The organism is Sphingomonas sp. RS6 (genome assembly GCF_054489705.1).
In genome coordinates, this window is sequence record NZ_JBTMWM010000003.1 from 279,352 (window position 1) to 293,014 (window position 13,663).

The window sequence follows — 13,663 nt, forward strand, 5'->3', positions numbered from 1 at the left end:
CGCTTCTCCTCCCAGAGAAACGCATCCACCGGCAATCAACCAGCTCCGGCAAATTTCTCGCACACTTGCCCCAATCGCAAAGGGCCCGGGATACGCCCCCGAGCCCTTGCAAAATCGCATCCCTATGGGCGCCGATGCGCCCGATCAGATGTCGTCGTCGGGTTCCGGCCCGGCCATCAGTCCTTCGGCCACCTGATCGGTGCGGCCGCGGATGGCGGCTTCCAGGCGGGCGCAGACTTCGGGATTTTCCTTGAGGAAATTCTTCGCGTTCTCCCGGCCCTGGCCGATGCGGATGCTGTCATAGCTGAACCACGCGCCCGATTTCTCGACCAGCCCGGCCTTGACACCGAGATCGAGGATTTCGCCGATCTTCGAAATGCCCTCGCCATACATGATGTCGAATTCGACCTGCTTGAACGGCGGCGCCACCTTGTTCTTGACGACCTTGACCCGCGTCGCATTGCCGACGATTTCGTCGCGATCCTTGATCTGGCCAGTGCGGCGGATGTCGAGGCGGACCGAGGCGTAGAATTTCAGCGCATTGCCGCCGGTCGTCGTCTCCGGATTGCCGTACATCACGCCGATCTTCATGCGCAGCTGGTTGATGAAGATCACCATGCAGCGCGAACGGCTGATCGATCCGGTCAGCTTGCGCAGGCTCTGCGACATCAGCCGCGCCTGGAGGCCGACATGGCTGTCGCCCATTTCGCCCTCGATTTCGGCACGCGGCACCAGCGCGGCGACCGAATCGACCACCAGCACGTCGATCGCGTTCGATCGGACCAGCGTGTCGGTGATTTCCAGCGCCTGCTCGCCGGTATCGGGCTGCGAGACGATCAACTCGTCGATGTTGACGCCCAGCTTCTTGGCATAGACCGGGTCGAGCGCATGTTCGGCGTCGACGAACGCGGCCGTGCCGCCATTCTTCTGCGCCTCGGCGATGACGTGCAGCGCCAGCGTCGTCTTGCCCGAGCTTTCCGGGCCATAGACCTCGATCACGCGGCCGCGCGGCAGACCGCCGACGCCCAGCGCGATGTCGAGCCCCAGCGATCCCGTCGAGATCGCCTCGACCTGCATCGCCTCCTTGGAGCCGAGCTTCATCGCCGAACCCTTGCCGAAAGCGCGGTCGATCTGTGCGAGGGCGGCGTCGAGCGCCTTCTGCTTGTCCGTGGAAGTGGCCATGTTGCCGTCGATCACCTTGAGGGATGCTGCCATGTTGAAACCCCGTCGCTAGAAGGTTTGCTTTGTGCATTCAACCTTGTTCGGATCGGCTTGTATCGCATTTGTTCCACGGGAACAAGAGGCGAACGACAACTTGCTCGCCCGGCAGGTTGCCCGCGGCCGCGCAAGGCGCTAGCCGGCCCTGATGTCCTCGCTTGTCGGCCGTGTCGCTGCCCTCGCCCGCTTCCCGGTCAAATCGATGGCCGGCGAGGCCCTGCAGACCGCCGAGCTCGACTGGCAGGGCGTGGAGGGCGATCGCCAGTTCGCCTTTGTCCGCGCGGCGAACGGCACCCGCTTTCCGTGGCTCACCGCGCGCGAGGTTCCCGCGCTGGCGCTGCACCGCGCCCGCTTCGCCGATCCGTCGAAGCCGAAGACCAGCGCCATCGCCGTGGAAACGCCCGATGGCGACATCCGCCCGTTGCACGATGCCGGGCTTCGCGCGCATCTCGCCCAGGCGGCGGGCGAGCCGGTGTCGCTGATCCAGGTCGCGCGCGGCATCTATGATTCGATGCCCGTCTCGATCCAGACCAGCGCCGGGCACCGCGCGCTGGAGGCCGCGCATGGCGGTCCCATTGATCCGCGCCGCTTTCGCATCAACGTGACGATCGACAGCGATCTTCCGCCCGCCATGTGGCAGGGGATGCGGCTGGCCTTCGGCGATGCGGAGGAGGACGGCGCGGTCTTGCAGTGCGCCGATCCGATCCAGCGCTGCGTGATGGTGACGATCGACCCGGAGACCGGCGCGAAGGACCCGACGATCCTGCGAACCGTCGCCCGGCATTTCGCCGCCTGTTATGGGCTGTATTCGACGCCGGCACGGCCCGGATTGATCCGGCTCGGCGATCCGGTTCGCGTGTTGGGATGAGAGTCGAGCAGGGAGAGGGACCGAAAATCGGTACTCTCTCCCCGCCTCGCGACGTTACTTCGCCGACGCGCCGGTCCAGCGATCCATCCAGCCGAGCACTTCGCCATACCATTGCAGCGAGTTCTTCGGCTTGAGCACCCAATGGTTCTCGTCCGGGAACACGACCAGCTTCGACGGGATATCGCGGCGCTGAAGCGCAGTGAAGGCCGCCAGTCCCTGCGTATAGGGGATGCGGAAATCCTTTTCGCCGGTGATCACCAGCTGCGGCGTCTTCCACGCGGCGACATGGTTGACCGGGTTCCAGCGCTCGAATGCGGCGGGGTCCTCGAAATAGGCCTTGCCGCCATGCTCCCACTCGTCGAACCACAGCTCCTCGGTCTCATAGGCCATGGCGCGGGCATCGAACACGCCGTCATGCTGGACGATGCAGTCGAACCGATCGGGCCACTGGCCCTCGATCCAGTTCATCATATAGCCGCCATAGGAGGCTCCGAGTGCGCAGGCCTTGTCTCCGGCAAGGAAATCAAAGCGATCGGTCGCGGCCTTCAGTCCTTTTTTGAGGTCTTCGAGCGGCCATCCGCCCCAGTTGTTGCGGATCGAATCGGTGAAGGCCTGGCCGTATCCGGTGGAACCGTGGAAATCGACCGCAACCACCGCATAGCCGGCCCCGGCGAACACCGCCGGATTCCAGCGATAGGACCAGCTGTTGCCCATGCTGCCCTGCGGACCGCCATGCACGATGAACGCGATCGGCGCCTTCGCGCCTGCCGCCAGCCCTGCCGGCTTCGCGACATAGCCCCACACCGTGTCGCCATTGGCCCCGTTGAAGCTGTAGCGGGTGACTTCCGGCATCGCGATGCCGGCCAGCTTCTCGGCATTGACCGCAGTCAGCTGCGTGCTCTTCTTGCCCTTCAGCCAATAGAAATCGTCGGGCGCCGTCAGGCTGTTCATCGCATAGACGATCCCGCCGCGCGTCGGCACCACCGCCGATACGGTTCCCCGCTCGGTCAGCCGCTCGACCTTGCCCGAGCGCACGTCGACGGCGAAGATCGGTTCTTCCTGCACGTCCTGCGCGGTGACATAGATCTTGCTGGCATCGGGCGCCCAGGCGATCGACGCGACCGAACGATCCCAGTCGGCGGTCAGCGCGCGCACGTCGCCGGTGGCAAGGTTGCGCAGCATCAGCACCTGGCGATCGGCCTCATAGCCGGGCCGCTCCATCGCGAACCAGGCGAGCCATTTGCCGTCGGGCGATGCGGTCGGCAGATTGTCCATGCCGTGATTGTTCTTGGTCAGGTTGACCGGCGGCGCAGATCCGTCGGCCGGTACCGAGAAAATGTCGAGGTTGGTCGACAGCGGCTCGATCCGCCCGGCCTCGCGCAGCGCGAAGAACACCGTCTTGCTGTCGGCCGACCAGCTGACTTCCTCGCCGCCGCCAAAGGGTTTCGAGGGAGCGTCGCCGATCAATCCACCGCCGATCGCAACGCCTTCGCCCGATGCGCCCTGCGGTCCGAACGCCAGCACGAACAGCTGCGAACGGTTGCCATCTGCCCATTGATCCCAATGGCGCACGAACATCTGGTCATAGACGCGGCCCGATCCGGCGTTCGCATCGCGCTTCTCCTTCGCCGGCACCAGGCTCGGCGCGCCAGGCTTCCGGTCCGCCCAGATCAGCAGCTTGGCCCCGTCGGGGGACACTTTGAAGCCGCTGAAGCCGCCCTCGATATGGGTGAGCTGAACCGGCTGCCCGCCGGTCACCGCGACGCCCCAGACGGCATCCTCCCCGCCCTTGTCCGACTGGAACCACACGGTCGTGCCATCGGCCGAGAATTGCGGGCTGGTCTCGTTCACATCGGCTTCGGCAACCAGCTTTTCGGGCCGGGCGCCCTTGGTCGTCAGATCCAGCCGCCAGAGGTCATAGCGGCCCCGGTTGGCGGCAAGATCGGTCTCGCGCTGCTGCCAGACGAGCCAATGCCCGTCGGGGGAAACCGCCGGCGCGCCGACTCGCGAAAGCTGGACAACGTCCTGGATGGTGAGGTCACGCGCCGAAGCCGGCGCAACGAACAGTGCGAGCGCAGCGCCCGCAAGCGTCAGATGCTTCATGATCGCTGTGATAGACCGAGACGGGCATGTGGCACAATCGCCGCATCGCCCGCGCGATCACTGGCCGCGCGTGATCCGCTCGATCTCGCGGCTCACCATCGTCTCGACGAGGCGCGGCAGGTTTTCGTCGAGCCAGTCGCGCAGCATCGGCTTCAGCAGCTCGCGGACCAGCCCCTCCAGGGTGTCGGCACCCGCCGTCTGCGGCTTGATCACCATGCGCGACAATGCCTCGAGCTTGCCCCGGCTCGCCTCGGCCGCGCGGTCGGAGAGGATCGGATCGGCCAGGCTTCCACCCGCGAGCGGCGATTCGCTTGCCGCCGCCGGCTCGTCCTCGGCGAGCGGCCGAGGCGCGGGCGATGCGGCGAACGGGCCGGGGGCGGCGTCGCGCACCGGTTCGCTCAGCTCGAGCACCTCGTCGCTTTCGGCATCGCGGATGCGGAGCGAACCCGCCGACGAACGCCCGGGCCGGCGCGAACGGGCGGTGACGGCGTCATCCCCTTCTTCGGCGATGATGCGTTTGATCGACGAGAGGATTTCCTCCATCGACGGTTCGCCGCTGACGTCGCCCATCATCTCTACCCTAGCCCTGGTATCGCCCGGATCATCGCTCTATCCCGCAGCGTCTCAATCAGGGATTCGACCGCCCCGTGTCAACCGCGCGCTTGAGCACCGGATCGGTCGGGCTCTCCGAAACGCCTGCCCCTTGTGGGGCGGTTTCGCGGGTGGATGTGCCCACCGGCACCGGTGCCTTGTCGTCGGACCAGTCGCCCCAACGGTTGCGCACGCGCCGGTAATTGGCAACCGGATCGTACAACACCCCGCCCTCGAGGTTGAGGTCGGCCGCCTGCGCCTTGCCCATCGCCGCGAGCAGCGTGAACCCGGCGATATAGGCGTCGCGCTCGGCGGTCACATATTGCACCTGCGCGTTGAGCAGTTCCTGCTCGGCGTTCAGGATGTCGAGGATCGTGCGCGTGCCGACGCTGTTCTCGGCACGGACGCCTTCGAGGCTGAGCTGGTTGGCCTGCACCGCGACGCGCGACGATTCGATCACCTCAAGCGACGAGCGATAGCTAGCATAGGCCGATCGCGCCTGGGCGATCACGCCGCGTTCGGTCAGCGTCACCGTTTCGATCGCCGAGGCCTGGCGCGCCTGGGCCTGGCGCACTTGCGCCGCCGGCAGCCCGCCCTGGAAGATCGGCACGCTCAGCTGAAGCGCAATGGTCGACGACGTGCCGTTCGGATTGATGCCCGCCCGCTGGCCGATCTCGCCCACCGAGCCGAGATAGTTGTAATAATTGCCGCCCACCCCGACGCTGACCTGCGGCAATCGGCCGGCACGGGCAACGTTGACGTCATAGCGCGTGGCATCGCGCTGCAACTCCGCGGCCTCGAGGAACGGATTGTTGGCCAGTGCGACCTGCTCGGCGGTGGCGACGTCGTTCGGCAGATTCGGCAGCGGCGGCGGCGGCGCGAGCACGCCCGGCGGCGATCCCACCACGCGGATATAGGTTTCTCGGCTGCCGATCAGCTGGGCTTCGGCATTGCGGAGCTGCGCCTGGGCAAGCGCCAGCCGCGCCTCGGACTGGGCGACGTCGGTGCGCGTCAGATCGCCGACCTCGAACCGGTCCCGCGTCGCCTGGAGGTTCACCTCAAGGACATGGACATTCTCGCGGTTGAGGCGAACGACCGACTCGTCGCGAATCACGTTGAGATAGGCGGTCACCGTCTGCGTGAAGATGTCCGCTTCGACCCCGCGGAGATTCGCCTGGCCGGCATTCACCCGAACCTCGGCCGCGCGCACCGAATTGCGGATCCGGCCGCCGCTATAGATCGGCTGCGACAGGTTGATCCCCAACTGCGCCTGCCGCGAAGGCGTCAGCGCGGTCGCGTCGGTATTGTAAAGGCTGTCGTTCACCGAGCCGCTTGCGCTCACGCCCGGTTTCCCCTGTGACCGCGCAATCGGCACATTCTCGTCATTGGCGCGCTGGTTGGCGCGTTCCGCCTGAAGATCGGGGTTCGTCGAATAGGCCTGGAGCAGCGCATCCTGCAGCGTCGTGGTCGGCACCGGCGCAGGCGCGGCCTGCTGGCCGGGCACGGTGCCCGCCTGCCCGGTCTGGGCCAGTGCCGGCGCCGCGACTGCGATGAGGCTCACGCCGAGGATAAGGGGAGTCAGTCGCATGAGCCTCATCTTCTATTGGTTCAGAACGTGAATTTGCTCGGCTTCTGGAAACCGGGCAGCAACGCGCATTCGACATCGGCGAAGTCCACCAGGCCGAAGCCGCCCTCGGTGCGCCGGCCGGTCGCAAGACGGGTGACGCCGCGATCCACCAGGCCGGTCGCCAGCCGTCCGCCGGGCTTGACCTGGGCGATCAGCGCCTCGGGCACCTGCTCGACCGCGCCGTCGATGACGATCAGGTCATAGGGCGCACGCGCCTGCCAGCCGGCCGCGAGCGAACCCTGCACCAGTTCGACGTTCGAGATGCCGGCCAGCCCGCCACGCGCGATCGCGACCAGCGCGTCGGCCTCTTCGAGCGCGACCACCGATCCGGCGAGCCGCGCCAGCACCGCCGCCGCATAGCCGCCCGCCGCGCCGACCAGCAGCACGTGATCGTCAGGCGTGATCTGCGATTCGGTGAGCAGCCGTCCGGTCGCGAGCGGGGTGTTGTGGAATCGTCCGCCGCCCAGCGGCAGCAGGGCATCGCGATAGGCGATCCCGCGCTGCTCGGTCGGCAGGAACACTTCGCGCGGGACGAGCGACATCGCCTCGACCACGCGTGGATCATTCACCGCGCTGGTACGCAGCTGGCTCGCCACCATGGCGTGGCGCATCGCCTCGAAACGATTTGCTTCGATGGGCGCAGGGTCGACCGTCAGGGTCATCATCACTCCGCTTGTCGCACAACTGTGTTAGTTACGCAATACAGTTGTTGGGTTCGTCGCGCTTGTATCGCGCGGAAGGGTTAACGCCAAGCGACCGCAATCGAATTTTGAAACGTTGTTGACATCGCCCCACACCCTTGTGCATTTGCGCCGCCTCACCTCCGGCGGCCCGATGGCGGAGTGGTGACGCAGCGGACTGCAAATCCGTATACGCCGGTTCGATTCCGGCTCGGGCCTCCACTTCCGGTTCAGCGGCGCACGACTCCTCGATCTCGCGATCCACGGAACCTTGCGGCAGCCTAGGTACTCTAACGGAGCCCGCCATTATCCGCGGTGCAACCGCGTTCCGCTCACAAGCGGAAACGTGGCTCCGGATGATGGACCGATCGGGTGGATGTTTCGCTTCAGAACAGCATTCTAGAACTGGTGGCGAAGGGCGCTGACCTCGCCTCGGTCGCGGATCGGTTATGCCTCGAAGTCGAATCGCGCGCCGCGGGCGTTACCTGCTCGCTGCTCCGCGTCGATCTCGGCGGATGCCTCCATCCGATTTCGGCACCGAGTCTCCCCGAAGACTATCTTCGCGCCTGCGATGGCATGATGATCGGCCCAAAGATCGGCTCCTGCGGCGCTGCCGCCTTTCTGGGCGAACCGGTCATCAGCACCGATATCGCAACCGATCCCAACTGGCAGCGGTTCTGCGAGCCGGCGCTGGCGCTGGGCCTGCGCGCCTGCTGGTCGAGCCCGATCAAGAATGGTCGCGGCGATGTCGTCGGCGTTTTCGCCTTTTATTACAATGTCCCGCGCGGTCCGACTCCGCTCGAGCGGCGCCTGGTGCAGGTGTGCATCCACCTCTGCGCGATCGCCATCGAACAGGATATCTGGCGCGCCAAGCAAGTGCGACGCGCGCTGAAAGACGGGCTCACCGGCCTTCCCAATCGTGCCGCCTTCAACGCGTCGCTCGGCGATCTGGATTGCAGCGAACCCGATCTCTGGGGCCTCATTCTGGTCGATCTCGACAATCTCAAGATCGTCAACGACACGTTCGGGCACGTCGCGGGCGATGCGCTGATCATGCACGCCGCCACCCGAATCGCCGACGCAATGGCGCCGGATCGAACCTATCGGCTGGGCGGCGATGAATTCGCGGTGATTGTCCAGCGTCCCGATGCGCTGGCGAACATCGAGGACATCGCACGCCGCCTGCTCGACCTGCTGGCGCAACCGATCCCCGAATGCGAACGCAACCTGACGCCGCGCGCCACCGCCGGCGGCGCGCGCGTCGCGGCGGGCGAAACGCCCGAACAGGTCCGCCAGAACGCCGATCTCGCGCTGTATCATGCAAAGGAAATCGGCCGCGGCCGCTTCGTTCGCTACGAACCCGGCATCGCCACGCGCATGGCGCAGCGCATGGAAGCGATCTCCTCGGTCGAGCGCGCGCTCGCCGAAGACCGGCTGTTGCCGCATTATCAGCCGCTGTTCGACCTCAGTTCAGGCGAGGTCATCGGGTTCGAGGCATTGTGCCGGATGCGCGACGGCGATCGGATCATCCCCGCCGGAGAATTTTTCGAAGCGACCACGGACGGCACCGTGGCCGGCGCGATCACCGCGCGGATGCTGGAAATGGTCGCGGCGGACATTCGCCGCTGGTGCGATCTCGGCATCGCCCCACGCCATGTCGGCATGAATTTCTCGTCGGGCGATTTCCACGGCAACCGGCTGCGCGAAATCATCCCGGAAACGCTCGCCCGCCACGGCGTGCCGCTCTGCCACCTAGCGCTCGAAGTGACCGAATCGGTCTATCTCGGCCAGGGGGACACCGTCGTCGCTGATGCGCTGCGCTGGTTCCGCGCGCAGGGGCTCACCGTGGCGCTCGACGATTTCGGCACCGGCTATGCCTCGCTCACCCACCTGCTCACCATGCCGGTCGACTATCTCAAGATCGACAAGGCGTTCGTCGATCAGATCATGCACAACAGCGCGAGCCGGGCGATCGTCGAGGGGCTGATCCACATCGCGCGCGAACTCGACATCCAGGTAATTGCCGAGGGCGTCGAAACCGAACTTCAGGCCGAACGGCTGCGTGCCATCGGCTGCGGTTTCGGCCAGGGCCACCTGTTCTCCGCCGCCGTCGACGCGGCGCGGGCGACCAAGATCCTTCAGGATGCGCGAAACGGGGCCGGTCGCCTGCCCCGGCTGACGCCGCCGGGGACGGCGCTGCTCCACTGACGCCAGGCGGCACATCCAACTAGTAACATTTGACACTAAATGGCGGGATGCGGTACCATAGGGGCATGACCGATACCGCCAATCCGCTCGGCCTCAACGGCTTCGAGTTCGTCGAGTTCACCTCGCCCGATCCGGACGCGATGGCGCGCCAGTTCGAGCAGCTGGGCTTCGTCCCCACCCACCGCCACCCACGCAAGAACATCACGCGGTACAAGCAGGGCCGCATCAACCTGATGCTCAACCGCGACGATGCCGGTCGCGTGGCGGCGTTCCGCGGCGAGCATGGCCCCTCGGCCAGCGCGATGGCGTTCCGCGTCGCCGATCCGAAAAAGGCGATGGAATGGGCGCTCGCCCATGGCGGCAAGCCCACCGACGAGGACGATACCGTCATCCAGGGCATCGGCGGCTCCTATCTCTATTTCATCCAGGACGGCAGCGATCTCTATGCCGACTGGGCCGAGTTCCCCGGCTGGCGCGAAGCGGAGGCCGAAAACAGCGTCGGGCTCGACCTGCTCGACCATCTCACCCACAATGTCCGCCGCGGCCAGATGCGGGTGTGGAGCGAGTTCTACCGCACGCTCTTCGGCTTCGAGGAGCAGAAGTATTTCGACATCAAGGGCAAGGCGACCGGCCTGTTCAGCCAAGCGATGATCGCGCCCGACAAGGCGATCCGCATTCCGCTCAACGAGAGCCAGGACGACGCCAGCCAGATCGAGGAATTCCTCCGCGAATATAACGGCGAAGGCATCCAGCACCTCGCGCTGACCACCGACGACATCTACGACACGGTCGAGCGCCTGCGCGCCCGCGGCGTGCGGCTGCAGGACACGATCGAGACCTATTACGAGCTGATCGACAAGCGCGTCTCCGGGCACGGCGAGGATGTCGAGCGGCTGCGCAAGAACCGCATCCTGATCGACGGTTCGGTGGAGACGGGCGAGGGCATCCTGCTCCAGATCTTCACCGAGACCATGTTCGGCCCGATCTTCTTCGAGATCATCCAGCGCAAGGGCAATGAGGGCTTCGGCAACGGCAATTTCCAGGCACTGTTCGAGAGCATCGAACTCGACCAGATCCGCCGCGGCGTTATCAAGGTCGACGCCTGACCCGTTCGGAGAGGGAGAGAGCCGGGGGTGCCGCCGCAGGAACAGCATGGCATACCCCGGCCCCACCGAACGCCCCCTCCCCCTCCTGATCCTAAAGGGGAGACGCGCTGGAGAGGACGAGCCCGTGACCACCTATTTCCCCGGCTTCGGCAACCATGTCTCCACCGAGGCCGTGCCCGGCGCCCTGCCGATCGGCCGCAACAGCCCGCAGCGGCCGCCCTATGGCCTGTATGCCGAGCAGCTCTCCGGCACCGCCTTCACCGCGCCGCGCGCCGAGAATCGGCGGAGCTGGCTCTACCGTCTGCGCCCCAGCGCCGAGCATCCGCCCTACCGGCCCTATGACGGTGCGCCGCGCTTCTCGCCGCAGACGCCGCTGAAGCCGCTCGCGCCCAATCGCCTGCGCTGGGACCCGATCCCCGCCCCCGCCGCGCCGGTCGACTGGATCGACGGGATGGAGACGATGCTCGCCACCCGCGATCCGGCCGATCTGGAGGGTGTCGTCGTTCACCGCTACGCCGCCAATCGCGACATGGACGCGCGTGCCTTCGTCAACGCCGGCGGCGAGCTGCTGTTCATCCCCCAGGCCGGCGCGCTGGCGCTGCTGACCGAGCTCGGCCGGATCGACATCGCCCCCGGCCACATCGCGGTGATCCCCCGCGGCATCCGCTTCCGCGTGCTGCTGCCCGACGGCACCGCCGCAGGCTATGTCGCCGAGAATTACGGCGCGCCCTTCCGCCTGCCCGATCTCGGCCCGATCGGCGCCAACGGCCTCGCCAACCCGCGCGATTTCGAGACGCCCGCCGCCTGGTTCGAGGACCGCGACGAAGCGTTCGAGCTTGTGCAGAAGTCGTTGGCAAATCTGTGGATAACCACCCTGCCCCACAGTCCGCTCGACGTGGTGGCATGGCACGGCAATCTCGCGCCCTATCGCTACGATCTCGCCCGGTTCAACACGATCAACACGGTGAGCTTCGACCATCCCGATCCCTCGATCTTCACCGTGCTCACCTCGCCGAGCACCGTGGCAGGCCGGGCCAACGCCGATTTCGTGATCTTCCCGCCGCGCTGGATGGTCGCCGAGGACACGTTCCGCCCGCCCTGGTTCCACCGCAACGTGATGAGCGAGGCGATGGGGCTGATCCACGGCGCCTATGACGCCAAGGCGGAAGGCTTCGCCCCCGGCGGGCTGTCGCTCCACAACCTCATGGCGGGCCACGGCCCCGACGTCGCCAGCTGGCGCGGCGCGACCGAGGCGACCCTGAAGCCGCACAAGATCGGGGGCACGATGGCCTTCATGGTCGAGACCTGCTGGCCCTATCGCCCGACCGAGCATGCGCTGTCGCACGCCCAGCCGGACTATGACGCAGTGTGGGAGGGCTTCCCCAAGGCACGGCTGCCGTGAACCACTGGTTGGTTGCTCCTCCCCCCTTGCGGGGGAGGATAGCGAAGCTTGGCGCGTCAGCGCCTAGCGCAGCTTGGAGAGGGGGGCGATTTGCGCGCGCAAATCGCGCGGCGCGCTGCGCCGCTTCATCCTCTCCTGCTGCGACTAGGCAGCAAGCTGCCAAGTCTCGCGGCCTCCCCCGTCAAGGGGGAGGCAGGTAGATGGACCGCCTCACCGCCACCCCAGCCGGCGTGACGCTCGGCCCGCTCGACCTGATTCCCGACGGCACCGCCCGCAACTTCGTGCTGGAGATGCGCGCCGGCCGCTTCCACGGCTTCGTCGTCCGCCGCGGAACCCGGGTGTTCGGCTATGTCGATCGCTGCGCCCACATGCCGGTGCCGCTGACCCAAGCGCTCGACGCCTATCTCACCCCCGATGCCAGTCATATCCAGTGCAGCTGGCACGGCGCGCTCTACACCGTGGAGGAAGGCCGGTGCGTCGGCGGCCCTTGCGTCGGCGCGCGACTGCTTCCATGGCCCGTAACGACAATCGACGGCATGATCGTGACCGTTGGAGAGGACACAGAATGACCCCGGACTTCGACTTCGCCCTCGGCGATTCCGCCGACATGATCCGCGACACCACCGCGCGCTTCGCCCGCGACAGGATCGCCCCGCTCGCCGCGCGGATCGATGCCGAGGACTGGTTTCCGCGCGACGAGCTCTGGGCCGCGATGGGCGAGCTGGGCCTGCACGGCATCACCGTGCCGGAGGCCGATGGCGGCCTCGGCCTCGGCTATCTCGAGCATGTCATCGCCTGCGAGGAAGTCGCCCGCGCCTCGGCCTCGATCGGGCTCAGCTACGGCGCGCATTCGAACCTCTGCGTCAATCAGATCGCGCGCTGGGGCAATGAAGAACAGAAGGCCAAATATCTCCCCAAGCTGATCTCGGGCGAGCATGTCGGCAGCCTGGCGATGTCCGAGGCCGGCGCGGGATCGGACGTGGTCTCGATGAAGCTCAAGGCGGAGAAGGTCCAGGGCGGCTATGTGCTCAACGGCACCAAGTTCTGGATCACCAACGCGGCATACGCCGACACGCTCGTCGTCTATGCCAAGACCGGCGAAGGCTCGCGCGGCATCACCACCTTCCTGATCGAGAAGGACATGCCGGGCTTCGCGATCGGCCAGAAGATCGACAAGATGGGCATGCGCGGCTCGCCCACCTCCGAACTGGTGTTCACCGATTGCGAGGTGCCCGAGGCGAACGTGATGGGGCCGCTCAATGGCGGCGTCGCGGTGCTGATGAGCGGGCTGGACTATGAACGCACCGTGCTCGCCGGCATCCAGCTCGGCATCATGCAGGCATGCCTCGACGTGGTCCTGCCGTACCTGCGCGAGCGCAAGCAGTTCGGCCAGGCGATCGGCAGCTTCCAGCTGATGCAGGCCAAGATCGCCGACATGTATGTCGCGCTCAACTCGGCGCGTGCGTACGTCTATGCGGTGGCGCGCAGCTGCGATGCGGGCAAGACGACGCGCTTCGATGCGGCCGGCGCGATCCTGCTGGCGAGCGAGAACGCCTTCCGCGTCGCCGGTGAGGCGGTGCAGGCGCTGGGCGGCGCCGGCTATACCAAGGACTGGCCGGTCGAACGCTTCCTGCGCGACGCCAAGCTGCTCGACATCGGCGCGGGCACCAACGAGATCCGGCGGATGCTGATCGGCCGCGAGCTGCTGGGGGCGGCGGCGTGAGGGGGACCCCAATTCCTCCCCGGCACGGGGAGGGGGACCATGTGCGCAGCACATGGTGGAGGGGCCGCCGCGGCACGCGGCGGGATCCCGGACGGCGAACGAGTCCCGCGCCTGACGGCGCGGCCCCTCCACCACGC

11 protein-coding genes and 1 tRNA gene are annotated in these 13,663 nt (G+C 66.7%); 7 read left to right on the forward strand and 5 right to left on the reverse strand.

Annotated features, from left to right (window positions below; genetic code table 11):
- Window positions 1-144: 144 nt before the first annotated feature.
- Window positions 145-1,215, reverse strand: a complete 1,071-nt coding sequence (recA, locus tag ACX40Y_RS08510) for a recombinase RecA (protein ID WP_459119120.1) — start codon at window positions 1,213-1,215, stop codon at window positions 145-147.
- Window positions 1,216-1,366: 151 nt separating this feature from the next.
- Here recA and ACX40Y_RS08515 point away from each other — a divergent pair, with 151 nt between their 5' ends.
- Window positions 1,367-2,086: an MOSC domain-containing protein gene (locus tag ACX40Y_RS08515; RefSeq protein ID WP_459119121.1), complete on the forward strand. Its 720-nt coding sequence runs from the start codon at window positions 1,367-1,369 to the stop codon at window positions 2,084-2,086.
- A gap of 54 nt (window positions 2,087-2,140) precedes the next feature.
- On the opposite strand, the gene ACX40Y_RS08520 is transcribed toward ACX40Y_RS08515, so the two are convergent.
- From ACX40Y_RS08520 to ACX40Y_RS08535, 4 genes are read right to left on the reverse strand one after another with little or no spacing between them, the layout of a single operon-like run.
- Entirely contained in the window at window positions 2,141-4,189 is a 2,049-nt protein-coding gene (locus ACX40Y_RS08520; RefSeq protein ID WP_459119122.1) for a S9 family peptidase, read from the reverse strand.
- A gap of 57 nt (window positions 4,190-4,246) precedes the next feature.
- Window positions 4,247-4,759 carry a DUF2497 domain-containing protein gene (locus ACX40Y_RS08525; RefSeq protein ID WP_459119123.1) on the reverse strand — a complete coding sequence of 171 codons (513 nt, stop codon included), beginning with the start codon at window positions 4,757-4,759 and terminating at the stop codon, window positions 4,247-4,249.
- A gap of 58 nt (window positions 4,760-4,817) precedes the next feature.
- Window positions 4,818-6,368, reverse strand: coding sequence for a TolC family outer membrane protein (locus ACX40Y_RS08530; RefSeq protein WP_459119124.1), 1,551 nt, complete (start codon window positions 6,366-6,368; stop codon window positions 4,818-4,820).
- 20 nt (window positions 6,369-6,388) lie between these two features.
- On the reverse strand, window positions 6,389-7,072 hold the full coding sequence (locus ACX40Y_RS08535) for a protein-L-isoaspartate O-methyltransferase family protein (RefSeq protein ID WP_459119125.1): 684 nt from the start codon (window positions 7,070-7,072) through the stop codon (window positions 6,389-6,391).
- Window positions 7,073-7,235: 163 nt separating this feature from the next.
- On the opposite strand from ACX40Y_RS08535, the gene ACX40Y_RS08540 reads away from it, so the two are divergent.
- From ACX40Y_RS08540 to ACX40Y_RS08565, 6 genes are all read left to right on the forward strand, one after another.
- Window positions 7,236-7,309: transfer RNA gene (locus ACX40Y_RS08540), tRNA-Cys, on the forward strand.
- A 150-nt stretch (window positions 7,310-7,459) separates the two neighbouring features.
- The gene (locus ACX40Y_RS08545) at window positions 7,460-9,295 is read left to right on the forward strand and encodes a putative bifunctional diguanylate cyclase/phosphodiesterase (protein ID WP_459119126.1); all 1,836 of its coding nucleotides are present in this window, start codon (window positions 7,460-7,462) and stop codon (window positions 9,293-9,295) included.
- A gap of 65 nt (window positions 9,296-9,360) precedes the next feature.
- Window positions 9,361-10,401, forward strand: a complete 1,041-nt coding sequence (gene hppD, locus ACX40Y_RS08550) for a 4-hydroxyphenylpyruvate dioxygenase (RefSeq protein ID WP_459119127.1) — start codon at window positions 9,361-9,363, stop codon at window positions 10,399-10,401.
- Between the two features lie 124 nt (window positions 10,402-10,525).
- Entirely contained in the window at window positions 10,526-11,803 is a 1,278-nt protein-coding gene (gene hmgA, locus ACX40Y_RS08555; RefSeq protein WP_459119128.1) for a homogentisate 1,2-dioxygenase, read from the forward strand.
- Window positions 11,804-12,003: 200 nt separating this feature from the next.
- Window positions 12,004-12,372: a Rieske (2Fe-2S) protein gene (locus tag ACX40Y_RS08560; protein WP_459119129.1), complete on the forward strand. Its 369-nt coding sequence runs from the start codon at window positions 12,004-12,006 to the stop codon at window positions 12,370-12,372.
- On the forward strand, window positions 12,369-13,526 hold the full coding sequence (locus ACX40Y_RS08565) for an isovaleryl-CoA dehydrogenase (RefSeq protein ID WP_126002177.1): 1,158 nt from the start codon (window positions 12,369-12,371) through the stop codon (window positions 13,524-13,526). The genes ACX40Y_RS08560 and ACX40Y_RS08565 overlap by 4 nt, the downstream gene beginning before the upstream one ends.
- Window positions 13,527-13,663 lie beyond the last annotated feature (137 nt).